Below are 23,424 nucleotides of genomic sequence, written 5' to 3'. Positions count from 1 at the left end.
CGTGATCGAACGCATCATCGATTTTTCGGTCCAGCGCCGCTGGCTGATCCTACTGCTTACCCTTGCGGCCGCTGCGTCTGGTCTGTGGTCGCTGACACGGCTTCCGATCGATGCTGTTCCGGACGTCACCAACGTCCAGGTCCAGGTGAACGCGGTCGCACCCGCACTGACGCCCGTCGAGATCGAGAAGCAGGTCACGGTGGCGCTGGAGACTGTGCTCGCCGGGACGCCAGGGCTGGAATCGACGCGGTCGTTTTCACGAAACGGCTTCGCCCAGATCACGGCCGTTTTCACGGATCGAACCAACATCTACTTTGCGCGTCAGCAGATCTCCGAGCGCATCAACGAGGCCAAGGCGAGCCTTCCGCCCGGCGTCGAGGTCAAGCTGGGACCGATCTCGACGGGACTCGGCGAAATCTACTGGTGGGCCGTCGAGTACGCGAAGCCCGGCGCGATGGCGCCTGTCCGTGACGGACTTCCCGGCTGGCAATCCGACGGGACCTATCTGACGCCCGAAGGCGAACGCCTGACGGACGATTTTCAGCGTACCGTCCACCTTCGCACCGTGCAGGACTGGATCGTCCGCCCGCAAATGAAGACCGTTCCCGGCGTCGCTGGCGCCGATGCCATTGGCGGCTTCGTCAAGCAATTCCAGGTGCAGCCGGATCCGTCCCGGCTGATCAGTTTCGGCCTCTCGCTTAACCAGGTGATCGCGGCCATCGAGGCCAACAACGTCAGCCGGGGCGCCAATTACATCGAGCAAAATGGCGAGGGCTACGTGGTCCGGGCCAGCGGCCGAGTGGAGAACATCGAGGACATCTCGGAGATCGTCGTGACCACGCGGGCGGGCGTTCCGGTGCGCGTCAGGGACGTGGCCGAAGTCACCATCGGCAAGGAATTGCGGACCGGCAGCGCCAGCGTCAACGGCCGGGAGGTCGTGCTCGGCACGGCGCTGATGCTGATCGGCGGCAACAGCCGCACGGTCGCAGCGGCTGCCGACGCCAAGATCAAGGAAATCAGCCGGACACTCCCGCCGGGGATCTATGCGCACACCGTGCTAAACCGGACCCAGTTGGTCGATGCGACGATCGAGACCGTCGCCAAGAACCTCGCGGAAGGCGCTCTGCTGGTGATCGTGGTGTTGTTCGTGCTGCTCGGCAACATTCGGGCCGCCATCGTTACGGCCTGCGTCATTCCGGTGACCGTGCTGGTAACCGCCACCGGCATGCTGCAAGGAAAGATCAGCGCCAACCTTATGAGCCTGGGTGCGCTGGATTTCGGCCTGATCGTCGATGGCGCGGTGATTATTGCCGAAAACAGCCTGCGACACCTCGCCGAGCGCCAGCGTGAGTTCGGCCGCTCCTTGTCGCTCGACGAGCGGCTGCGCACGGTGACCGAGTCCGCCAGCGAAATGATCCGGCCGACGGTCTACGGCCAGTTGATCATCATCCTCGTCTACGTGCCTCTGCTGACCTTCACCGGCGTCGAGGGCAAGACCTTTGAGCCGATGGCGCTGACCGTGATCATCGCGCTCGCCGTGGCGTTCGTGGTGTCGCTGACGTTCGTGCCGGCCATGATCGCACTGACCGTCACCAGGCCGGTGAGTGAGACCGAGAACGTCATCATTCGGAAGCTGAAGGCGGGCTACGCACCGCTGCTGTCCCGCGTGGTGTCGTCGCCGCTGCCCGTCATCGGCGTGGCCACCGTGCTTTTCGTCGGCGCCGGCCTTTTGTTCACCCGGCTGGGACAGGAGTTCACGCCGTCCCTCGACGAGAAGAACATTGTGATGGAGGTCAAGCGTGTCCCCAGCACGTCGCTGAACCAGGCGCAGTCGATGCAGCTTCTGATCGAGAACGGGATCAGCAAGTTCCCCCAGGTCGCTTTCGTGTTTTCCCGGACGGGAACGCCCGACCTGGCCGCCGATCCGATGCCGCCAAGCTCGTCGGACACCTACATCATCGTCAAACCGCAGAGCGAATGGCCGGACCCGTCGCTGTCCAAGGACGAGTTGATCAAGCAGATCGAGGCCGAAGCCACCAAGCTGCCGGGCAACAAGGTGGGGTTTTCTCAGCCGATCGAGATGCGGTTCAACGAGCTTATCGCGGGGGTCCGCGAGGATCTCGCCGTCAAGGTATTCGGCGAAGATTTTGAGGAGATGCAGCGCACCGCCGCCAGCGTGGCCAACGCGCTGCGGCGCGTCGAGGGCGCTCAGAATGTGAAGGTCGAGGAAACCACCGGCCTGCCGTTCCTGGAGATCAAGATCGACAAGGCGGAGATCGCGCGACGTGGCCTGAGCCTTCTGGCCGTCCAGGACGTGATCGAGGCCGGAATCGGCGGCAAGGTGGCCGGGCTTGTCTTCGAGGGAGACCGTCGGTTTCAGATCATCGTCCGTCTCAGCGACGCGCTCCGCAACGACATATCCGCTCTGGAAAACCTCCCGGTTCAACTGCCGCGGCTCAACCCGAACGCCGCTGCGGCATCGGTCCCGCTGCGCGCGCTGGCGACATTCGAGCAGACCGAAGGCGCCAACCAGATCAGCCGCGAGAACGGCAAACGGAGAGTCGTGGCCACCGCCGAAGTCCGCGGGCGGGATATCGGATCATTGGTCACAGAGGCGCAGGCTAGGGTCGAAGAAAAAGTGAAGCTGGCGCCGGGGACCTGGCTGACTTGGGGCGGTCAATTCGAGAACTTCTCGGTCGCCCGCCAGCGGCTCATGGTCGTCGTGCCCGGCTGCTTCCTGCTGATCTTCCTGTTGCTGTTCGGCGCGCTCGGCTCCGCCCGGGATGCCCTTCTGGTCTTCAGCGCGGTCCCACTGGCGCTAACGGGCGGCGTCGCCGCGCTGTGGCTTCGGGGCATGCCGTTCTCGATCTCGGCCGCCGTGGGCTTCATTGCCCTGTCAGGCGTCGCCGTCCTGAACGGGCTGGTCATGCTGAGCCAGATCCGGAAGCTGATCTCTGATGGTCTGGTTCTACAGGCGGCAATCAGCGAGGGCGCGCTGACGCGGTTTCGGCCGGTGATCATGACGGCGCTGGTCGCCTCGCTGGGCTTCGTGCCGATGGCGCTGGCCACAGGCACGGGTGCGGAGGTGCAGAAGCCGCTGGCTACCGTCGTGATCGGCGGCCTGCTGAGCGCGACACTCCTGACGTTGCTTGTCCTGCCAGCGCTCTACGCCTTCTTCGCATCCACCAAGCGGGAGAAGGCTTCAGGACAAGCTTTCATCTCAAGCCGCGCCGCCGAGTAGCCGTCAGAAAGGGACGCCGCATGCTTTCCGTACTGGGCAACCGCACCTACCGTCATTTGTTCGCGGCGCAAGTGATCGCGCTGATCGGCACTGGCATGATGACAGTGGCCCTTGGTCTGCTGGCGTTCAAGATTGCCGGCGACAAGGCGGGTGCGGTGCTCGGGACGGCGCTCGCAATCAAGATGATCGCCTATGTCGGAGTGGCGCCCGTCGTCGGGGGCTTCGCCAATCTTTTGCCGCGCCGCGCCTTCCTGGTCTCGATGGACCTTACGCGCGCCGCAGTGGCGCTGGTGCTGCTCTTCGTCGATCAGGTCTGGCAGGTCTACCTGCTGATCTTCGCGCTGCAGTCGGCCTCCGCAGCGTTCACGCCGACCTTCCAGGCGACCATTCCGGACGTGCTTCCGGACGAGGCCCAATACACCCGCGCGCTGTCGCTATCCCGGCTGGCCTATGACATGGAGAGTCTGGTCAGCCCAATCCTGGCGGCGGCACTGCTCACGGTCATCACCTTCAATCTGCTGTTCGTCGGGACGGTGGTTGGCTCCCCCTGCTCGGCCGCGCTGGTGCTGTCCGTGACCATTCCCCAGCCGCAGGCCTCGCAGCGCAAGCGCGGCATCTACGAAAACTTGGTCGGATCGTCTTTCATCCCGGAAGTCACACGCATTTCGATTTCTCCGAAGGCGTGCGGCCGCTCGCTGACGGGGAACACCCGGATGCGTACGCCGATTGTGTTACAGTGATCGATTGAACCCGCCACCAGAGCCTGACTTTGCCAAAAAATGGCCAAGACCAGATGGCGTTTTGGAAGGTTGCTCCCGGACGGGTGGGCAAGAAATTGAGCGGCACGAGTGTAATTAACAGCATCCAGCAGCGCCGGCCGGCCCTTCGATCGTTCGGAGATAGTGAGGCCGCCGACTTTTTCGACGTTCAGCACGTAGGAAGGCGCGGATGCCACAACCTCCATGCTAAGCGCGGCAGGGTACGTCGCCAGAGCTCCCATTTAACGCAAATTGTCGCCTGGCAGCCGGCGATATGGTGGTAGCAGAGTTGGGTCTTATTCTGGAATTATAGGCGGAAAGTCGACAGGAAGTTTGTTTTTGACCGATATACCCGGGCACCAAATGCATTCCGATTCGGTCCTCCCATTCGAAGAGGGGACCGGCACCAGACGCTTTCCGCAGTTTAGGCAACGTGTTGTGTTGTCCATTATTTCCACTCCCATAGGGACGGCCTAACGGGAGTGTGCGGCTATATGTTCCTTAACCATCGTATGTGGGATAACCCCAACGTCTGAGTGACCTGCCCCTGCCGATTTCCTCCAGTTGAAGTTAGAGTCCGGCCCTCTGAAGGACGGACAGATGAAGCGAGCCAGGTTTACGGAAGAACAGATTATCGGTGTTTTGCGGGAGCATGAGGCGGGGGCGAAGGCCGCCGATCTGGCGCGCAAGTACGGCGTTTCGGAAGCGACGCTGTACAATTGGAAGGCCAAATTCGGTGGCATGGACGTCTCGGAGGCCAAGCGGCTGCGGCAGCTCGAGGACGAGAACGCCAAGCTAAAGAAGCTGTTGGCCGAGCAGATGCTGGACGCGGCGGCGTTACGCGAGCTTCTGTCAAAAAAATGGTAGGGCCCGCCGCCCAGCGCGAGGCTGTCGCGCATCTGCAGGCCGAACTGGGCCTGTCAGAGCGGCGGGCCTGCTCGATCGTCAGCGCCGACCGCACGATGATTCGGTACCGGTCGTGCCGGGCGCCGGATACCGAACTGCGGGAGCAACTGCGCGATCTCGCTAATGCTCGCCGGCGCTTCGGTTATCGTCGGCTGTTCGTGCTGCTGCGGCAACAGGGCGAGCCGTCCGGGCTGAACCGGATCTACCGGCTGTATCGGGAGGAAGGCCTTGGCGTGCGCAAGCGCCGGGCTCGCCGCCGCGCGGTCGGCACAAGGGCGCCGATCCTCGTCGAGGCTCGGCCGAATGCCCGCTGGTCGCTGGATTTTATCCACGACCAGTTCGCGAATGGTCGCCGTTTCCGGATCCTGAACATCGTCGATGACGTGACCCGGGAATGCCTGGCGGCGATCCCCGACACCTCGATCCCGGGACGGCGGGTGGCGCGCGAGTTGACGGCGCTGATCGAGCGCCGCGGCAAGCCTGGCATGATCGTCTCGGACAACGGCACCGAGTTCACCTGCAACGCGATGCTGACCTGGTCGGAGAACCACAAGATCGCCTGGCACTTCATCGCGCCGGGCAAGCCGATGCAGAACGGCTTCTGTGAAAGCTTCAACGGCCGGATGCGGGATGAACTGCTCAACGAAACCCTGTTCTTCGGCCTCGACCACGCCCGTTCCCGGATTGAGAATTAGGCCGACGACTACAACAGCCAACGCCCGCATTCCTCGCTGGGTTACCTGACGCCTGCGGCCTATGCCGCCACCCTCACCGCAACGTGCGATCGGCTGCGCAACCCTGACCAGCTTCGCCGATCGCACGTTGCTCACCCCGCGCCGAACGGCGTAACATCCGCCGAGGCTCTAATCGCAACTGGATGAAAGTTCAGAGGCAGGTCATGAGCCACTCGCGGACGTCGGCATTGATCCCGGCTGTTCCACGACAACAAAAGCAAAACCCGGCTCGATTGCCGAACTCCGCGCTTCACGCCGCCATTTATAAACAACGCTGGTGCACACGTCCGCGCGTCGAGCAACCTCCGCTACGACCGCCCCGGGCTCATCGGCCGCCGCCCAAATCTCCGCCCGTTCTTCATGGCTCTAGCGCCGCCGCCGCTCTATGCCCGTGATCTACGTCATCCGGCCCATGCCGCGTCGCTAACCTAGCTCGTAACTGAGATTTAACTATGCGGCATCGCCATTTCATCCGTCACAACAAGGCGGCCGCTAACGGAGGGATACCCTTTGTCATGCCGCTCGACGTTCCCGTGGTCATGCCGCCGGTCGCGGCACCCTTGCTCATGTCGGTCGAAGAGGGGTTCGCCATAGCGGGCTTGTTGGTGTCCTGCTGACCTGCGAGGCTATTGGTCCGCGCGAATGCGATGACCGTCGACGCCGTTGCGCACCATAGGCCGACAATCAATGATTATTGAGCAGTTTCAAGCTCTCAGATTGGCCGGGTCCGCCTTAAGCAGGAGCGCATTACGCCGGCGTCAAGTCGTCCGCTATGAACAATCGCGTTTTCCGTATACCGGCCGATGAAAATTACCTTTATGACGCCGCTAATGGAGTGCCTATCACCGCGCCTGTGAGGGGCGTCCAGCCGGAGTGCGAGCGATCCGGGTTCGTCTATGGCTCGACTTCCCACTCACTACGTTTAAAGAAAAAACCCGCCAGAATGGCGGGCTAATCATGTAGCGGCTGTACCTTTAAATTTTGGCGGCAGCCGGTTGAAAAGCGGCCTTGTAAAGCTCGCTAATTTTAGCGGCATCGGTGACGAAGGTCTCATAAGCCGACTTGGTGAATTCGGTCGTCAATTCCATAAAATTCTGCGGCGATTTGACAGTGGCAAGCTTCTCGAAATAGCTCTTGCTGGATTCCATGGATGCCTTGGCGAAATCTGCATGGGCGGTCGCGATGGCAGTGAAATTCGCTTGGACGGCGCTGAAATCAGTCAATGTAATTTCCCTTAAAAAGATGCCTGGGGGGCTCCCGTGCAACTATCGGCCTTGTAGGCGACTCCTGATGTTTAATGCAAGTCAAATTGTGCATCGCACAATAAAACAATTGAAGGCCGGGCAACGGGCAGCAATTGAGAATTACTCGCGCGCCAAGCGTCCCTTACCCAGGCACTGCTTACAAGTTAGTGGATAGATCCGGCGGCCTGGCTTGGCCGCCTGCGCCACAGATGGAAATCCAGTGCCTTTGCAGGCTGGACACGCACTTCCGCCGATGCAGCCTTCGACTTTACCTATTTCATCGCAGTCATTTTCCGAAAATAGCGAAAACAGCTGCATGTCGTTGTGCAAGATGGACTGCAGGCACCTGCTGTCCCAGTTGAGGGTGACCCCAGACCAGTTGCCATCGGTGACCGTGCCCTGATCGCTCTTTTCACCGCGCCAACATACGCGGTCGCCGGTTTTCAGAAGTCTGGACTCAGCACCTGTCATTTTTTCTGCCGGCCGTTTGCAGTCTTCCGCGTGGTCCAACACTATCCGTTGAATCATGCAATGGCCATGGCTTTCGGGCAATCCGCGATCGTGTCCCAACGCGTGGTGTAGCTTCTTGATGGCCACCACGATTGCCGGCCACGGCCGGGCTGGTCAGGTTGCGACTGCGGGCAGCCCGACGATGGGATTATCGCTGATGGGCGCGATGGTTTCCAGTGTCATGTAGCGGGCGCGCTGGACGGCCCATTCATCGTTCTGCTCAAGCAGTATGGCGCCGACGAGACGCCGGATGGCGTCCTCGTTGGGGAAGATGCCGACGACCTCGGTGCGACGCTTGATCTCGCCGTTGAGGCGTTCGATCGGATTGGTCGAATGCAGCTTGGCGCGATGCGTCGCCGGAAAGTTCATGAAGGCGAGTACGTCGGGCTCTGCCTCGTGCATCAACCTGGCCAGCTTGGGGATGGTCGGCTGCAACTGGTCGGCGACCTTGCGCCATTGCACCCGGGCCGCCTCGGCGTCGTCCTGGGCAAAGGCGGTGGCGATGAAAGCGGAGACCACGCGCCGCCCGCTCTTGCCGGCATGGGCCAGCGCATTGCGCATGAAGTGGACGCGGCAGCGTTGCCAGCTGGCGGTCAGCACCTTCGACACCGTTGCCTTGATGCCCTCGTGGGCGTCGGAGATCACCAGCTTGACGCCGCGTAATCCGCGCCGGGCAAGCTTGCGCACGAATGCGGTCCAGAACGTCTCGGCCTCGGAGGGCCCGATGTCCATGCCCAGAACCTCGCGCCGGCCGTCGTTGTTGACGCCGACCGCGATGATCGCGGCCGCCGGGACGATGCGGCCATTCTGCCGGACTTTCAAATAGGTGGCGTCGATCCACAGATACGGCCAGTCGCCCTCGATCGGCCGCTCCAGGAACGCGTTGACGCGCTCGTCGATCTCCTCGCACAGCCGCGACACCTGGCTTTTGGAGACGCCGCTCATCCCCATCGCCTTGACCAGGTCATCGACCGAGCGGGTCGAGATGCCCTGGATATAGGCTTCCTGAATCACCGCCGTCAGCGCCTTCTCGGCCATCCGTCGCGGCTCCAGAAAACCCGGAAAATACGAGCCCTTGCGCAGCTTCGGGATCCGCAGTTCGACCGTGCCGGCGCGGGTCTCCCAATCGCGGGCCCGGTAGCCGTTGCGCTGCACCAGCCGCTCCGCGCTCTTCTCGCCGTGGCCGGCGCCGGTTAGCACCGACACCTCCATCTCCATCAGCCGCTCGGCCGCGAAGCCGATCATCTCGCGCAAAATATCCGCGTCGGGGGTCTTCTCCACGAGCGCACGAAGGCTCATCATGTCACTGGTCATCGGTGGTTCCTCGGTTGCGTTGAGTGTTGCAACCCGATCCTACCGGCGAATCGCCGGTGACCACCACATGCCGCTGGCTCGCTACAGCGCTCTTGGAAAGCGCGCTTCGCCAGCGGCACCAGACCAAAAACCTACACCACCACTTGGGGCACGATCAAATCCGCGGGCAAATTCGCAACTGAAAAGATCACTCGGTTGGGTGTGTTTCGGCGTGGAATAAGGGCTCTTACGCAATTTTGACGATGACCGCTCGATCCCGTCGATGGCCGCAGCGATACATGGCGTTGAACAGACTCACAATTCTCAGAAGCAACAGCCGGTTGGAGTGATCCCGCTTTCGCCGCGCTGCTGGAGAAGGCCGGCAACGCCACGCCGGTGGTGTCGTTCACCGTCACCTACGCCGTCGCAAACGTGTTCCTCACGCTATGGGGACCGATCATCGTCGGCTTTTACAAAAACGCTCTGCATCATCTAGCGAAATTAAGTTTCGTATCGGGCAGGAAAGCCACTGAACAACATTTCGTCTTCCTTTCGATGGCAGCACCGGAGTGGTGAGCCTGCGGTAGGCCAATCGCTACCGGTTAGCCCATATTGCTATGGCAATGATAACCACCAGAGCCACCGCAGCATAGCCGATCCAGCTTGAAAGCGTGTCAATCATAAGCCAGCCTCATAGTAAAAGATGGTCTCGCGAGCGAGTCACGCTGCTCATATCGCGGGCTTCGGAATCATGCGGCCGTCCACAATCGTGTGAGTAACGGTTTGAGCGCGATTAGCTGATTTAAATACCTGATCAATAGCAGACCATGCGGCTAGGACTGCAGTATGCCTCTTGGGGCTGTCTCCCGTCTTCGATCCGTTTCCCGTTAGTTGGACTGTCCATTTCCAGCTGGAAGGATTTAACGTCTCGACCAGGGTAAAAGCGTGCTCACGGTAAATCATGGGGCTGCTCCCGCGGCTGAAGATCAGGAGAGGCTATAAGTTTGGCGGCATCGAACCGCACAATCTTTCGATCCTGCTCCCAAAGCTCAACGGCGTTCATTCCGATCATGCCGCGTGCTGCGATTACAGCCGCCTGATCACCGTCTTCAATAATGTCTTTCGCTTTTACGAAACGACCGTCAAGAGCTAGGAAGTAAGCTTTGTAATGCGCCATTTTACCCGCAATGTTTGAGGCGGGAGCGCTACCGAACTCTCTGTCACCGTTAACTGCCTAGGGCGGACGGTGATCTGGAGCCAACAGGTGAACCTCTGTCGGGTTCCAAACAAATAAAAGGCATTTGAGGCCACCTTACAATGTGTGCCGCTGCGGACGCACAGCGCTGCGCAGGCGCAAGGAGACCAGCTGTTGTTTGACCGGTTGACTGTAATTTTGGCTTCAGGTTATCAGGCTGCCAACGCGCTCGTGGCGGCAGCCTGCGCACTGGGTCGCAGGTCAAGCTTTGCGCTCTTCACTGTCCGCAGCTGCTTCGAAAAGCCGCTCCAACTCTCTCACGTATTCGCGAATGCGATCCCGCTCTCCCGGATCGGTGGCACCAACTAGCATCCGCGTTGCCTGATCCAACTCGCGCTTTAGCTCGGTGCTGGTTTTCTTGGTCATGACTGTCCTCTGCTCCGTTTCCAACGCTGCCGTAGCATCATGGTTCCGGTGGCGGTGCTGGTCCTGCGGGTACGCTGCGGCGTACAGTAGAGCGGTGGATTGAACCGAACCGCGCAGTCCTGGTCGGCGGATGAAGGTCGGTCAACTTAGGAAGGGCGGCTTGCCTCGGACTTGCGAAAGGCTAACCACGTCGAAATAGGCGATCGCTCAATCGGTAAAGCCATATGGGGTTGATGGCTATCACCAAAATGAGCAGAAAAAATCCGTAGCCAATCAAATTTGTAAGAGCGTCAGGCATCTGAGCCTCCAAATGCTGGAAGGCATTATTTGCTAAGAAATCGACCGGTGCAAGGGTGGCGCGACGAACGCGCTATACCGACCACGCGATCACCTCGGCATACTGCGAGCCCGGGTTAATCCTTATCGGCCAGCAGCGCTCGGCGAGGGCCAAATCTGCTCTTGCCTCACGTGAGTCGCCCAACGGGGCTATCGGACGAAGGTGGGGGTGAATGGTCGTTTGATCTCTTACGGAACTGTGCGGCATTCCAGGCCACTCACGTAGCCCGAAACCACATCCGCAGGCGAGATGACCCAACTGGGTGACGCGTGGGTGGCCCGCGCTGCGCCAAGGTGATCGCCAACCTTGCTGAAACGTGCTCAAAGTAAGCGACCACACAGACAAGCCAAGCATTTTGATGCATGCTAAACGCTATTTGAGGAGCTTTGAAGATTTTAGATGCCTCCTCCAATTTGCATAAATTGTTGCACGGCAGTGAAGTTCGTGGTGCCGCAGATAGGCGGCGAGCGCAGATATACTTGTTTGAAGTGCGAGGCGCCCCTTGAGGCCGCCGAATTGTCGAAGTCCGACGAAATGATATTGCTCGCTGCTGTCGAATCAGCCCGGCAGATTCTCGCGGATTACTTACAGCCTATCCCGCGTGATTCCGTTAGCGTGCTCGATCGTTTAGCGTTGGTGCTGGGCAATCCGGACGTGGCAATTGCCCTGGCGCGCATAAACCGCCTCGGCGCTCCGCCCTGAGACAGTCAACGGTCTGCCGGCAACACTGCTTCGCCTGCTGAATATGACCTTCTTGAGCAAGCTGATTAAAGAGTGAGAAATAAGCGCATACGCCGAGAACGGGTTAGATTGCGACGCGTACCGATGCGTTGCTGTCACGACGAGAAGCCGACGAAATCGCCGCGTCCAACATCCCCGTTGTGGCCGGCTGTCACTCGGCGTATGCCTAAATGGAATACTTAATTGGCACTTTGGTTCATTTGGCGATAAAGATTGATTCCCAAGCCGATATTGTTTGACGCCGGCAATTGCGGGATCCGACGACGGCGTCGCGCTCTTGGGTCATGTGGGAGTATTCTAGCGCCGGCACCTTGGGCATTGCTCGAAGTCGAGTTCGACGTGCTCGCAGCGGGCGGTCATGCCGCGGACGAAAGATGCGCGCTGCGCGTCGACCTCCGCTGGCGTCATTTGGTGAATCTCGGTAGCGGTCAGCATTTCTTCAAGCGTGGCCTCTCGGCCGAGGACCTTGGTGAGATTGGAGACGCGCTCAGCCCAGGGGTTGGCGGCGATATATTCATCCCAGACAATCACCAGGGTGACGTGCTTGCGCTTCAGCTCCCGATGAACCGTCGGCCAATCCGGCTCGGCGTGACGGCGATGGCCCCGTTTGTTACCGTAATTAGCGTAAAGCGCCGCCTCCAGGTCGCCGTCGCTCATGCCGTCCGGCAAGCGCCAACCCAGCCCGGCGCCCTCGAAACGCCTCAACGTCTCGCGCACCGTCGAGGCGGCTATGCCCAGCCGACGACGTAGGCAGCGAAGACCCTGATCTGGCAGTTCGTGATATTCCCTGCGGAACCAGTGTATTGCCGCGCCACTCCGCACGACGCTTTGCCCTGCTTGAGAAAGCCGGTCTCGTCGATCACCAGGACCGCATCGTCATCCGCCAAATGCTCGATGACATAATCGCGGACGATATCGCGCAAGGCATCCGCATCCCAATCCCTGCGACCCAGGATCGCCTGTTGCCGCCATGGGCCAGGATCGCCCGCGGCCTCCGCGCGCATCCAACCGGTCTTGCGTTGCTCGTCTCCAAGCAGACCTTCCAGAAACAAGCCAGCATTCTTCGCAACACGCTCTTGCCCGAACAATGGACGTATCCGCTTCTTGATCTCCCGAAGCGACGCCGCCCACAACGCAAGCGTCTCTTCAATCGACGCTGTCTGCGTCCACGATGTTCGAATCATGGTTGCCCATGGATTCAGAAAGCCTCGCAAAAGGCAACTGTAATGCTAGGCGGCCTATGAGATCGTCTTCGCAGACGACTGGGTCGAAGCTTTTGAGGCTTTTGTCGGAATCTTCGATCGACTGCCCTATGGCCTACGCGTTTGCTTGCTGCTCGACCGCGGCCGCGACATCGCCGCATGGAATACGGCCGTTATGATCAACACGGTAGCTGCCTATTAGTCCTTCCTCGCTCGCTTATAGCTGGTCGATATGTCTGCCTATGGCGTCTACGGCAACGCTATGCGACCGTGAAACGAAGATGCCCGAAAGCGGAGCTTCGAAAGCTCAATCAGTTAACAGCGCGTCAAGTTTCATGAGCACTTGCGGGGGCTGTATAGCGCCGCGACACGATCTCGCGTATACGCTTGCGACTCTCACTCGAATTCAGGCTCTCATCGGCTTCGATTTCAGCAGCTTCCCGCGCCAGATTGTCATCCTTAATGACTTTACGAAACCAAGTGGAGTAATCGCCGGCGCGCAAGTGGTGCTCCCACGTCGGGGCGTCCACTCCCTCAGCTATCTGTAGAAACAGCATAAGGTTCTGGGCACGCAGATTGAGGGCATTTTCCGGGCCTCGGAAATAGAAGCTACGGTCCGTCCCAAGGTCACCTTCAGCGTATTTTCGGGTGTGCCGTTTGTGCGATTGGCGTGGACGCTCGGCGCGCACCACACGCGGGGCTTCGTTACTTCTGGGCGTCCATAATAGGACTTCGTCTTCCCTAGCTGAATGCACGTGCTCAGGTGCATCCACACCGATGGCGTTGCAGAATGCGGTGATAGTCTCGTTCGCGTTTTCGCCGAGAGCGACAATCGCTTGGACAGTTTTCAATGCGTCAATCGAAATCATTTCTGGGTGCACTGTAATGAAGACCGTAGCCGCAAAGTGATCCGGCAGGACTTGCGCAACGTCATCACGGAAGGCTGGCAGAAGCTGATGCGTTTCATCGATCAGCAGCCAATGTGGCCGACCCGTTCTTGCTCTTAACGACGCGATGTGAGGCAGAAGCTTGGCAAAAAACGGAGGCCGTTCTGCGACGGTCAGAGCCTGGGTATTGATCACGACATTAGCTCGTAGCTGGCGAAGCAGCTTAAGCGCCTCATCGATTTTAGGCGGGGTAGTCGCGTCGCCGATTGAAACCGCATGTTCAAGCTCATCATAATCGCCTTCCGGATCGAAAACACAAAACTCGAATTCCTGCTCGACCATGCGTTCAGCGAGCGCTGTGGCCAATGTAGATTTGCCGGTTCCTGAACTCCCGGCGATCAGCACGCTTCCGCCATGCGGTTCTAGATAGACCTGCTTTCCGTCACGCTCGGTGCCAAGCGGAATACCCTGCCGCTCCCGCGGAGCAATGCGGGCATCGTCTCGACGAATTTTGCCTAGAAGCTCGATCACACCGGCGCCTCGTACACCCGCCAGCACGATATCGGCAGAGGCTTTCACCGTCGGGAGCGCGTTCGCAACCGCGGCCGAACAACCGCAGGCGTGTAGGAATGCATGGTCGTTTTCGGCATCACCTACCGCAACAACATTGTGGGCCGAGAGTTCAAGCTGAACGAGAGCCGCCTCTAGGCCTACCGCCTTGTTCATGCCCGACGGGAGGATCATCACGGCACCCTTGTTAAAGATGATCTGGAGTTCCAATCCGAGATCACGAATGACCTCAAGAACAGCCGTCTCATGCGGCTCCCACGTGGCTACTATTGAGCGACCTACCGACAGTGGCTCGATCTTCCGTTCCTTCAACTTCTCGATGAACAAAGGAGGGGGTACCGATCCGATTACCCACTCCTCTTCGGTTGACGGATCATAAATCAATGCTCCGTTTTCGGCGACAACACGATCGAAGATCTGTAGTTTCGGAAAGACCCTCTTTAGATCCGGTAACTCACGCCCTGTCACGAGGATCAGTCGGCGGCCACCCGCTTTGAATTCCTTCAATGCATCGAAAGTCGCAGGATCAACAACTCCATCATGAGCAATTGTGCCGTCATAATCCGCAGCGATAGCCAAATAATACATGTCTCTCACTTCCATTCGACGTTAAACGCTTGCAATTTGTCACGAGCGCGCGTGAGCTGGAGTCAACAAGTAGACTTCTTGCTACACACCACCAGCGCTACAGGTCACGTGTCGCTCGCGTGACGTCGACGCAGTGAGGCAGCGAAGTAGCACTACATCGCGAGGCGAGCTCTGCTTCAAATAACAAGATCGTCGCTTATGATTCCTCACTTTCGGGGCATCATCTCGTGTCATCACGCCGCGATAGGATAACGCTAAGGGCGGAATAGAGAGTTGGTGATGAGTTGGCGTGACCGTTACTTTCAATGAGAAACAACGCTGTCCAGACGACCCAATTGACGCTCTTCCGACTACATCCCGGACTTCATCATCGTCATCTTTGAACCCTTCATCATCATCTTCATTTTCTTCATTGTCATATTGCATCCGCGAATGCCGTCTTTGGCCATTGCGGCGTTTATGATGGCCAAATGCTTGTTCATCTCCCACTTATGTGGGCCGTCAGGCATTCCGGCCAGCATTGTTGTCATTTTTGACATGTCCGCTCCGGAGCAAGACATCATCACTGCAGATGCAGGGCTGAATACGAAAGCGGTAGCTGCCAGTATCAACGCGAAAACTACGTATTTCATCTTAAACCTCCGTACGAAGAAGACTAGCGCTATCGCCAGCTTAAAGAGACTGAACACACCAGAACGCCTATGCAGCAAGCAACTGCCAACCCGAGAGCGTGCACAGCTGCACATCGGAGAACGTGACTCTCCTTTTCCAATGTATGTTTTAACCAAAATATGAAACCATGGGAGCGTGTTGACTTGGATCAAACGGCGCCTTGACGTGTGTAGAAATGCAAGCGGCACGCTCGAGTGCCAAAGTCCTCGGAAAAGAGCGGTTAGCGTTTCGATTTTGATTTCTTTGTTGACTTCTTTGCTGTGTTTTGCCGACATTCGGTTTCGCCGACGGCGAGTTAGTTGATTTCATTGCTAAGGATTTGTTAGGCGCCTTTTGGACTGCCTTATTTCCAGCCGTTTCTATCGGCTTCGAAGGCTTAAGTTGCTGAGCCAGCATAGGCATCGGAGGTAGCATAGGCGTCGGGAGCAAAAAGGTCCGCGTCCGATGCAGCGCTGCCATTGGAGTATTGGCTACTTGTTTGGCAGCAGATCTTGCAGCGTCCCATCACTGTGGCCGTTGTGTCCTTTATCCAGTCCACAATCTTCTCGGCTATTGATTTTTCATCGTCCTGCGAATTCTCGGGGCACGCAGTTATTCTCACTTCACGAGGGGATTGCCCTTCTTCTGCCAATCCTCAAAATTCATGATTACGGCGATCACGTTGGTGAAACCGATGTCTTGAAGTTGCTTAGTTGCCAGCGTCGCTCGGCCACCGGTTTGGCATTGCACGTAGATCTTTCTACCTGTGTCAACTTGCGCCGGGTGCCCCAGCTGCGTCCAGATGCGGAATTCTAACAGGCCCCGCGGGATGTTAACCGCTCCTGGAACGTGCCCGGCTTTGAACTCTTCTTCCTCGCGAACATCGAGCAGCAACTGCTCATTCGGGCTTTTCACTGCCGCCAAATACCCGTCCATATCCGTCGTTTGGACCGTCTTGCGAATTTGCGCAACGTACTGGTCAACAGAGTCAGGCCAGTTCCTGCTCATTTCGGCAAGAACGGGAGGGTACATTCCGAGCATCGTTAGAAGAATAGCGGCGATACCTAGCCTGCGCATCATGACAGATACTCATGTTCGATTGATTAGAACTTACCGAAACGTCACAGCTGCAAGTTTGGTTCCACGAAATCGCGAAATTTAATCCGTTAGTGATCAAACCCGACTAAGTTGTTCGCAGCAATAGCGAGTGAGGGCGACACGTAGTCAGGGATGCGCGCGTAGCCAGCAAATAAAAGGCGCCCGTTTGAATTATACATAGTTGAACAGCTTCGACGGGTCGGGACAACATCTTCCCATCCGCGAAATCCGGCCCCGCGGTAAGTGTTGGCAAGCGGGTTGGCGGGGACATAAAGTGCCTCAGCATGCGCGCCGTCGAGCTGCGCGACGCTGACCCAGTTCGGGCTGGATGGCAGGAAGTTGGGAGCGATGGCGTCGACAACTAGCCCTATGTCTCGATTATTACCTTCAAGGCTCGCTTGCTGGCGGCATTTCCGAAGGTCTCGTAGGCCTCCAGGATCTGACCGAATTTGAACCGATGCGTAATCAGAAGTTTTGGGTCGATCCTCTTGGATTGCACCGTCTTGAGTAGCATCGAGGTCGTGACCGTATCCACCAGGCGCGTCGTGATAGTGATGTTATGCGACCAGAGCCGTTCAAGATGAAGATCAGCTTTGATGCCGTGGACGCCGACGTTAGCAATAGCTCCGCCTGCTGCGATTATATCCTCGCAGAGAACGAAGGTTGCGGGCATGCCGACCGCCTCGATTGCTGTATCGACGCCGCGACCAGCCGTGAGGGCCATGATCTTCTCAACCGCCTTTGCCGTCGTTGCTGTTAATGGTATGGGTTGCACCGAAACGCCTCGCGACCTCGAGACGGTTGTCATCGATATCGACCATGATGATCGCGGCCGGTGAATAGAACTGCGCAGTGAGCAGCGCAGCGAGGCCGATCGGACCAGTGCCGACAATCGCCACTGTCGATCCCGGCGCAACCTTGCCATTTAGAACACCGCATTCAAAGCCTGTCGGAAGGATATCACTCAACATAACCAGCGCCTCTTCGTCGGCGCCTTCTGGATCGGATAAAAGCTGGTATCGGCATGGGGAATGCGGACGAACTCCGCTTGGGTGCCGTCGATGACGTTGCCAAGAATCCAGCCGCCAGTGGAGCAGTGCGAATACATACCGCGCCGACAATAATCACATTTTCCGCAAGATGAGATGCAGGAGATCAGCACCCGGTCGCCGGGGCGGAAAGCGGTCACACCAGCACCAACCGAGTCGATTACGCCCACCCCCTCGTGCCCGAGGATACGGCCGGGCGCGCAAGTGGCCACATCGCCTTTCAAGATGTGCAAATCAGTTCCGCAGATAGTCGTCCTGGTGATTTGTACGATGGCGTCACCGGGCGACTGAAGTTCGGGTTTGGGACGTTCTTCAATAGCTTTAGCGCCGGGGCCGAGGTAGAAGAGAGCTTTCATACTGGTTCCATTCGTACGTCAGATCACCTTTTTGGAGCTTAATGGCGTTTGCTGACTGCTTGATAAGCATTATGGAAACCTCACCTTAATCTAAGGCTGTCGTCCGACGACAAAAAATGTTTTTCAACAGCATCGAGTAAAGTATTTTAGATCCACAAAATGAGAAATCGGAAAATCATTACTCGGCCGATCGGAAGGGTGCTCACTTTTCTAGAGTGAATCCGATTTTGAGAGTCACTTGGTAATGGCCTATCTTTCCGTTTTCAATGTGCCCGCGGGTCTGGACGACTTCGAACCAGTCCATGTTCCTGACGGTCTTGCTGGCCTGCGCAACTGCTGTACTGATTGCGTCCTCTATGCTCGTTTCGGACGAACCGACGATTTCAATTACTTTGTAAACGTGGTTTTTCATTTAGTCTCACCCTTCTTTTTCGAGTTTATCGACGCCATTTTTTGGCCAGACTTTCAACTGAAATACATTTGTGGCAGTCGGCGGAAGCCGTTCTATCGTCCTAGTTAGTTCGGCCTCTTTTCCAAGAGAGCCGCCTATTTAAGAAACTGCCATCTTGCCATACCGGCACTCCAGCGGTGCCATCGTTGTCGAACAGGTCTCAGATGTCACACTTCCTAATGTATTCCTGACCCTTTAAGTGATTGAGACGCCCAAGTGTACTCTCAAGCTTACGCTCTAAGCGTTGTGGTCGCACCCGCATGGGCGGCTTCGGCGGTTAGCGCTGGTGATTTACCGCTCCCGGTCTCTGCCCCCTCCACTCTGACCTCCATCAAGCAACTCGTCACCGGCGGGCTTGTCGGGGTTTTTATCGCTGATATGCCTCGATCTCGGTCATATGCGGGATGAAACGACTAAGTTGGGTATCGATCACGCCAGAAGCCATGATGGAGTTCACGAACTGGATCTTTGCTTTGTCAGTGCGCAACAAGTTACCAAAAGACAGATCGTTCCTCCCTCGCACTCGAATAGATTGCGATCACTCTTCGCTTAATGCGGTCAATTTTGATCACCTCTTCGGCAAGAGCCCGATTTAATCTGCGTCATCAGTAAGTCGCCTCCCATACGAATGATGTTCCATACTTGGGAACGGAACATGTTTCTCTTTTGAGGTGAAAGCATTTGGTATCTACGCTCAGATAGAGACGCCCACGCCTGTAGTGGCGGAGTGGTGGTATCGATGGTGCCCGGACTTCTGCAGATCGGAGGAACAGACGTCCCTCACGATGCGAATCGTGCCGTATTCGGAGGGCGGGGCATGAGCCATCCGCCCATCTCTTCCGGAAAGCAGTCATCGCCATTGCTCAAATGGTGTCCGTCACCGAGTTCCGCCAGCGATGACGTTCAGACGCCGACGTCAAGGACGTTCGCCTAATTTGCCATCGGGTTCGTTCCAAGACGCTACATGTGGTTTTGCCGAAGACGGCGGCAATGTGCACGTGGTGTGAGCAAGCTCTCAGGGGGCTTTGAACGCTCTCCGGCGGACGACTGGGCTCTCTCGATCTAAAACAATTGCAATATGTTGCGCGCGGAGCAGAGGCAGGCTAACCGTTACTGGGCTCATTGCCGCCCAACCATTAGGTATTTGGTCCGCCCCGCACGCATTCATCGCCGGAGCTTTCCGCATTGGTTCGCATCATGACCTACAATGTCCACGCGTGCCGGGGCCGCGACCGGCAATGGTCGCCGCAGCGGATCGCGGACGTGATTGCCTCGGCTGAGCCGGACATCGTGGCCCTGCAAGAATTAGACGTCGGCCGTGCGCGCAGCGGCGGCGCGGACCAGGCCGAGATGATTGCACTAGCGCTCGGCATAAGGGCGCAGTTCTTTCCCGCGTTGCGGGTGATGGAAGAGCTTTATGGCGACGCAATCCTCACCGCATGGCCCTCGCGCCTGATAAAGGCCGGGCCCTTGCCGCAACTGCCGGGCGTCGGACGCTACGAGCCGCGCGGCGCGCTGTGGGTCTCCATCTCCGTTGGAGGTGCGGACGTGCAAGTGATCAATACTCATCTCGGTTTGCGGTCGCGCGAGCGGCATAAGCAGATCGATGAGTTGCTCGGGCCGGATTGGCTTGGGCATCCCGAATGCCGCAATCCCGTCGTGTTGGTCGGTGACTTCAATGCGCTGCCGGGGTCGCGCAGTTACCTCCAGCTCACCGCCCGCCTTCACGATGCGCAGAAATCGCAGCGCGGACGCGGTAAACCGACCTTTCCCGCGCGCTTTGCAGCCTTGCGGATCGACTATGCCTTTGTCGGGCCCGCGATCAATGTGAGGCGGGTGGACACGGTGCGTACGCCGCTGGCGCGCGTGGCTTCCGACCATCTGCCGCTCGTCATCGATCTCGACATCGATGCAGCCGCCTTGCGCTTACAGGCGGCACAATAAAGGTGGCGGGAAGCGCATGATGGGCAAGCGCGCGGTCACGAGCCTGAAGACGCAAAAAGAACTCCGCTGGACTTGGGTCAAGTACGGTATAGCCATCGCGATCATCGTTCTCGCGAGCTTTTTGCTGTATCGCACGCTCAGCGGCTATAGCCTCAATGACATCGTTCAATCCATAAAGGCGATTCCGCCAAGCCGGCTGTTACTCGCTGGCCTTTTTGCCGCGGGAAGTTATTTCTGCCTGAGCTGGTTCGACTGGCTGGCGCTGCGGTATGTGGAAAAGCCCCTGCCCTACCGCCATGCGGCGCTTGCGTCGTTTTGCAGTCTTTCGCTCGGTCACAATATCGGCTTCGCAGCTTTGAGCAGCGGTGCGGTTCGCTACCGCTTTTACTCCCGCTGGGGCCTGCGGCCTGGCGATATTGCCTGGGTGATCGTGTTTTGCGGGGTGACGGTAGGGCTTGGCCTGATCACACTCGCCGGCCTGTCCCTGCTGCTGCGGCCCGATCTTGCGGCGAAAATCACCGGCATCGCCCCATCGCTTGCCATAATCATCGGTTTGCTATGCCTCGCGGTGTCGGCGGTTTATCTGGCCGCCGCTGCCTTCGTGCGCCGGCGGTTGACGATCAAAGGCTGGTCGCTGCCGATGCCGGAATTCAACCTCGCGTTTGCGCAAATTGCCGCCGGATCGGCCAATTTCGCCTGTGTGGCCGCCTGCCTGCACCAGACGCTCACTGCCGTCGCCGACGTGCCCTATTTCGCGGTGGCTGCGGCCTATGTCATCGCCAATGGCATAGCGTTGCTCACCCATGTTCCCGGGGGGCTCGGCGTAATCGAAAGCGTCATGATGTTACTGCTACCGGGCGGCAAGATCATCGGCGCGCTGGTGATGTTCCGCATGATCTACTTCCTGGTGCCGCTGTGCATCGGCGGCCCGCTGTTCGCCATCACCGAACTATATTATCACGGTAGGAAGCGCGCCGCCTAGCCGGCATCATGCTTTGCGCGTTTGCGCTGGAACAAGAAAAACGGCCGGGGTGGGTCCAGAAGCCAGGTGCCGAAGACCGGCCGGGTTGGAAGCTTGCCAAAATCAGGAATTAGCCGCAGGCAGCGGCGATTGCAGCCGAGCCGCTCAATAGCACGAAGAAGAGAGCCTTCAGCCGCTACGGTGTCACGCACCGCTTGCGGCGTGGTGTCGAGATGTTCGGCAATCAGCCTTTCACGCAGGCCCGCGATGGTGCGACGTCTTTCGTCATCGGATCCCTCGATGGCGAGATCGCATTCGGTATCGAGCGCAATAGAGCGATTGTTCAGGTTGGACGAGCCGACACGCACGAAATCGTCGTCGACGATGATGATCTTGGAGTGAATGATGACGGGACAATCGCCTGCTGCTCGCAGGACCACCGGATAATAAACTCCGAGACGGCCGTAGCGGTCGGCCCGGCGCAGGCGCTGGACGAGGCGTTTCTGGTTTCCGCCCATCACGAAGCTTTCCATTTTGCCGGTGAAAAGCCGCCGCACTATAATGACGATTTCCGGCCCATGGGGGCGCGCGAGGGATTCCGCGAGCAGCTTCCCGACCCGCGGCGCCGTCAGATACTGCGCCTCGATATAGATCGACCGGTTCGCTGCGCTTAAGGCATCGATGGTAAGCGCCATCCCCTCGGTGACTTCCGGCGCGCCCTTCCAGGAGGCGAAGGTGCGAGCGACAGCAACCGGCGTGTCAGTGAAGTCTGGTTGCAAATCATCCGGCCAGAGGTCAGCCGCACCTGTCACTGGTGGAACATTTTCCCCTATGGCGCGATGCCACCGCTCTCGGGCCACGTCGGAGACGGCGCGTGCCGCCTCTCCTTCGACCGCCATCTGAACATCATGCACGGGAGGATAAGCCACTCCGTCGGGATCCTTGCGCAGCGGATGGTTGGCAAGGTGTTCCGTGGTGTCCCAGCGCCGGATGGTCAGGTCCATGCCGCCCACGAAGGCAACGGTGTCGTCGACGCAGACGATTTTCTGATGATGGGCGCCATAAAGCGGATGCTCGCGGTCGAGCCGGACCTGTGTGCGCGGATGGTCCTCCCACGGGGCGCCGAGCAAAAGCGGCAGCGGCGCGCTGGGCGCGTGCAGGTCCGCCACGCTCCAAACCAGGACGCGGACTTCCAGCAGCGGCCGCTCTTCGACCAGGGAGCGCAGCAGATCGCCAAGCTTTGGATAGTCAGGCTGCTCGGGTAGAAGCTTGATGCTCGCGTCGAAATCCCAGCCAATGATCAGGATGGATTTCTGCGCGCCGCGGATGACCTTGGCGAGCTGCGCGTAGTAATTCGCCCCATCGATCAGCACCGCGGCCCGTTTTGCGGGGGCGATACGCCAACAATTGTGCCCCTTCTTGAGAATGGGACGGTCGGGAGACGGTTTCTGCATCAACCGAGCCGTTCTAATCCAAGACGCGTCAATCTCGCCCGCACACGCCAGCGGTAAAGAACGGGCGAGGGCCACATTAGTTCCGAAGGGTACGAGATTGGGTGTCCATCGCGCCGATCTTGCTTGTTGTCATCGCGATCGCCGGTCTTGTCTTTTGGCGGGCAGACTACGCAACGCGAACCAGAGCTTGATCTAGATCGCGATATTTCCATGCAACAGCGCGAGTTTGTCGCCTGAAGCGAATATCGATTTTTTCGATTTTCGCCTAACTCATTGGGCGTGTCGGCGTCCCTTGAGACGATAAGAGGAGAGTTTGGCCGAATGGTCGCGGCCGCTCCATTCCAAGGCGTCCGGGGTTCAAAGCATTCGACGCTGGCGCTCCGCCTCAAACGATATGATCTCTGCCAAGGGCTTTCTTTTACGCTCGTTTTGTCGATACACGCCTCCAGGGGGCGACGTGTATCACTGTCAGTAGGTATGCTCTTTGCCATCTCGAGTTTCTCAATGAGGCGCATGAAGTCACATAACACCGGGTCGGCATGTCGATCTCGATTGAGAACTTTCTTACTGATACTTTCGCTAACATCCACCAAATGGGTTTCTTCCACCCCATTTTTCGCCCAGGTCCTGATTTCAAATGTAATGACTCTTCTCATTTCGATCTCCCTGCGATGCGAGCCGCACCATGCGACTGGGCACGTCACCGGGCATTTACAAGATTACGGGCTCTGATTGAGGGCTTGGATAGCTTACCTAATGCTGACTCGCACTCGCTGATCGGCACTAGCAGTTTGCTGAAAAATCCGTCGCGGCGGCGTTCATTTCCTG

The 23,424-nt window shown here is 58.4% G+C and carries 14 protein-coding genes and 6 pseudogenes; 6 read left to right on the top strand and 14 right to left on the bottom strand.

What is annotated here, in order from left to right; translation table 11 throughout:
- Position 1 precedes the first annotated feature (1 nt).
- The 3 genes and pseudogenes from FIU28_RS04960 to FIU28_RS04950 all read left to right on the top strand — a co-directional run bounded on the left by FIU28_RS04960 (position 2) and on the right by FIU28_RS04950 (position 5,786).
- Positions 2–3,241 carry an efflux RND transporter permease subunit gene (locus tag FIU28_RS04960; RefSeq protein WP_143571929.1) on the top strand — a complete coding sequence of 1,080 codons (3,240 nt, stop codon included), beginning with the start codon at positions 2–4 and terminating at the stop codon, positions 3,239–3,241.
- 20 nt (positions 3,242–3,261) lie between these two features.
- A pseudogene (locus tag FIU28_RS04955) lies at positions 3,262–3,864 on the top strand (MFS transporter); the annotation flags it as partial.
- A 735-nt stretch (positions 3,865–4,599) separates the two neighbouring features.
- Positions 4,600–5,786, top strand: a pseudogene (locus tag FIU28_RS04950) (IS3 family transposase).
- A gap of 15 nt (positions 5,787–5,801) precedes the next feature.
- Here the strand turns inward: FIU28_RS04950 and FIU28_RS04945 are convergent.
- From FIU28_RS04945 to FIU28_RS26280, 6 genes and pseudogenes are all read right to left on the bottom strand, one after another.
- A pseudogene (locus FIU28_RS04945) lies at positions 5,802–5,993 on the bottom strand (transposase); the annotation flags it as partial.
- 620 nt (positions 5,994–6,613) lie between these two features.
- The gene (locus FIU28_RS04940; RefSeq protein ID WP_168202863.1) at positions 6,614–6,862 is read right to left on the bottom strand and encodes a phasin family protein; all 249 of its coding nucleotides are present in this window, start codon (positions 6,860–6,862) and stop codon (positions 6,614–6,616) included.
- A 141-nt stretch (positions 6,863–7,003) separates the two neighbouring features.
- On the bottom strand, positions 7,004–7,480 hold the full coding sequence (locus tag FIU28_RS04935; RefSeq protein WP_143571926.1) for a hypothetical protein: 477 nt from the start codon (positions 7,478–7,480) through the stop codon (positions 7,004–7,006).
- Positions 7,481–7,507: 27 nt separating this feature from the next.
- Entirely contained in the window at positions 7,508–8,707 is a 1,200-nt protein-coding gene (locus FIU28_RS04930) for an IS256 family transposase (RefSeq protein WP_143571925.1), read from the bottom strand.
- Between the two features lie 928 nt (positions 8,708–9,635).
- Complete coding sequence (locus FIU28_RS04925; RefSeq protein WP_143571924.1) at positions 9,636–9,863, bottom strand: hypothetical protein; 228 nt, start codon at positions 9,861–9,863, stop codon at positions 9,636–9,638.
- Positions 9,864–10,142: 279 nt separating this feature from the next.
- Positions 10,143–10,307 (bottom strand): hypothetical protein, encoded by a 165-nt coding sequence (locus FIU28_RS26280; RefSeq protein ID WP_168202862.1) that lies wholly within the window; start codon positions 10,305–10,307, stop codon positions 10,143–10,145.
- 853 nt (positions 10,308–11,160) lie between these two features.
- Here FIU28_RS26280 and FIU28_RS04920 point away from each other — a divergent pair.
- The gene (locus FIU28_RS04920) at positions 11,161–11,346 is read left to right on the top strand and encodes a hypothetical protein (RefSeq protein WP_143571923.1); all 186 of its coding nucleotides are present in this window, start codon (positions 11,161–11,163) and stop codon (positions 11,344–11,346) included.
- Positions 11,347–11,862: 516 nt separating this feature from the next.
- Here the strand turns inward: FIU28_RS04920 and FIU28_RS26795 are convergent.
- The 7 genes and pseudogenes from FIU28_RS26795 to FIU28_RS04885 all read right to left on the bottom strand — a co-directional run.
- Positions 11,863–12,189: pseudogene (locus FIU28_RS26795) on the bottom strand (hypothetical protein); the annotation flags it as partial.
- Positions 12,129–12,569 (bottom strand): annotated as a pseudogene (locus FIU28_RS04910) (IS701 family transposase); the annotation flags it as partial. The pseudogenes FIU28_RS04910 and FIU28_RS26795, both read right to left, overlap by 61 nt.
- A 344-nt stretch (positions 12,570–12,913) precedes the next feature.
- Entirely contained in the window at positions 12,914–14,632 is a 1,719-nt protein-coding gene (locus FIU28_RS04905; RefSeq protein ID WP_143571921.1) for an HAD family hydrolase, read from the bottom strand.
- 350 nt (positions 14,633–14,982) lie between these two features.
- The gene (locus FIU28_RS04900) at positions 14,983–15,264 is read right to left on the bottom strand and encodes a hypothetical protein (protein WP_143571920.1); all 282 of its coding nucleotides are present in this window, start codon (positions 15,262–15,264) and stop codon (positions 14,983–14,985) included.
- Positions 15,265–15,901: 637 nt separating this feature from the next.
- Positions 15,902–16,363 (bottom strand): rhodanese-like domain-containing protein, encoded by a 462-nt coding sequence (locus FIU28_RS04895; protein ID WP_143571919.1) that lies wholly within the window; start codon positions 16,361–16,363, stop codon positions 15,902–15,904.
- Positions 16,364–16,748: 385 nt separating this feature from the next.
- A pseudogene (locus FIU28_RS04890) lies at positions 16,749–17,786 on the bottom strand (zinc-dependent alcohol dehydrogenase family protein).
- Positions 17,787–17,988: 202 nt separating this feature from the next.
- Entirely contained in the window at positions 17,989–18,198 is a 210-nt protein-coding gene (locus FIU28_RS04885) for a dodecin (RefSeq protein ID WP_143571918.1), read from the bottom strand.
- 1,236 nt (positions 18,199–19,434) lie between these two features.
- Between FIU28_RS04885 and FIU28_RS04880 the strand changes: the two genes are divergently transcribed.
- Together FIU28_RS04880 and FIU28_RS04875 are read left to right on the top strand one after the other, a co-directional pair.
- A complete protein-coding gene (locus tag FIU28_RS04880) occupies positions 19,435–20,181 on the top strand; it encodes an endonuclease/exonuclease/phosphatase family protein (protein ID WP_210247752.1) in 747 nt (248 codons plus the stop codon).
- A 19-nt stretch (positions 20,182–20,200) separates the two neighbouring features.
- The gene (locus FIU28_RS04875; protein WP_143576036.1) at positions 20,201–21,163 is read left to right on the top strand and encodes a lysylphosphatidylglycerol synthase domain-containing protein; all 963 of its coding nucleotides are present in this window, start codon (positions 20,201–20,203) and stop codon (positions 21,161–21,163) included.
- Here the strand turns inward: FIU28_RS04875 and FIU28_RS04870 are convergent.
- Positions 21,160–22,596, bottom strand: coding sequence for a phospholipase D-like domain-containing protein (locus FIU28_RS04870; protein ID WP_143571916.1), 1,437 nt, complete (start codon positions 22,594–22,596; stop codon positions 21,160–21,162). The genes FIU28_RS04875 and FIU28_RS04870 overlap by 4 nt on opposite strands.
- Positions 22,597–23,424 lie beyond the last annotated feature (828 nt).

The sequence above is a fragment of the Tardiphaga sp. vice154 genome, from assembly GCF_007018645.1.
Classification (GTDB): Bacteria; Pseudomonadota; Alphaproteobacteria; order Rhizobiales; family Xanthobacteraceae; genus Tardiphaga.
This window is presented reverse-complemented; position numbering and strand designations above follow the sequence as displayed.

What these genes read in the sequence shown, in the direction of transcription:
- FIU28_RS04930 (WP_143571925.1), bottom strand. Translation starts at nt 8,707, where the DNA reads ATGACCAGTGACATGATGAGCCTTCGTGCGCTCGTGGAGAAGACCCCC.
- FIU28_RS04925 (WP_143571924.1), bottom strand. Translation starts at nt 9,863, where the DNA reads ATGGCGCATTACAAAGCTTACTTCCTAGCTCTTGACGGTCGTTTCGTA.
- FIU28_RS26280 (WP_168202862.1), bottom strand. Translation starts at nt 10,307, where the DNA reads ATGACCAAGAAAACCAGCACCGAGCTAAAGCGCGAGTTGGATCAGGCA.
- FIU28_RS04905 (WP_143571921.1), bottom strand. Translation starts at nt 14,632, where the DNA reads ATGTATTATTTGGCTATCGCTGCGGATTATGACGGCACAATTGCTCAT.
- FIU28_RS04900 (WP_143571920.1), bottom strand. Translation starts at nt 15,264, where the DNA reads ATGAAATACGTAGTTTTCGCGTTGATACTGGCAGCTACCGCTTTCGTA.
- FIU28_RS04895 (WP_143571919.1), bottom strand. Translation starts at nt 16,363, where the DNA reads ATGATGCGCAGGCTAGGTATCGCCGCTATTCTTCTAACGATGCTCGGA.
- FIU28_RS04885 (WP_143571918.1), bottom strand. Translation starts at nt 18,198, where the DNA reads ATGAAAAACCACGTTTACAAAGTAATTGAAATCGTCGGTTCGTCCGAA.
- FIU28_RS04880 (WP_210247752.1), top strand. Translation starts at nt 19,435, where the DNA reads ATGACCTACAATGTCCACGCGTGCCGGGGCCGCGACCGGCAATGGTCG.
- FIU28_RS04875 (WP_143576036.1), top strand. Translation starts at nt 20,201, where the DNA reads ATGGGCAAGCGCGCGGTCACGAGCCTGAAGACGCAAAAAGAACTCCGC.
- FIU28_RS04870 (WP_143571916.1), bottom strand. Translation starts at nt 22,596, where the DNA reads ATGCAGAAACCGTCTCCCGACCGTCCCATTCTCAAGAAGGGGCACAAT.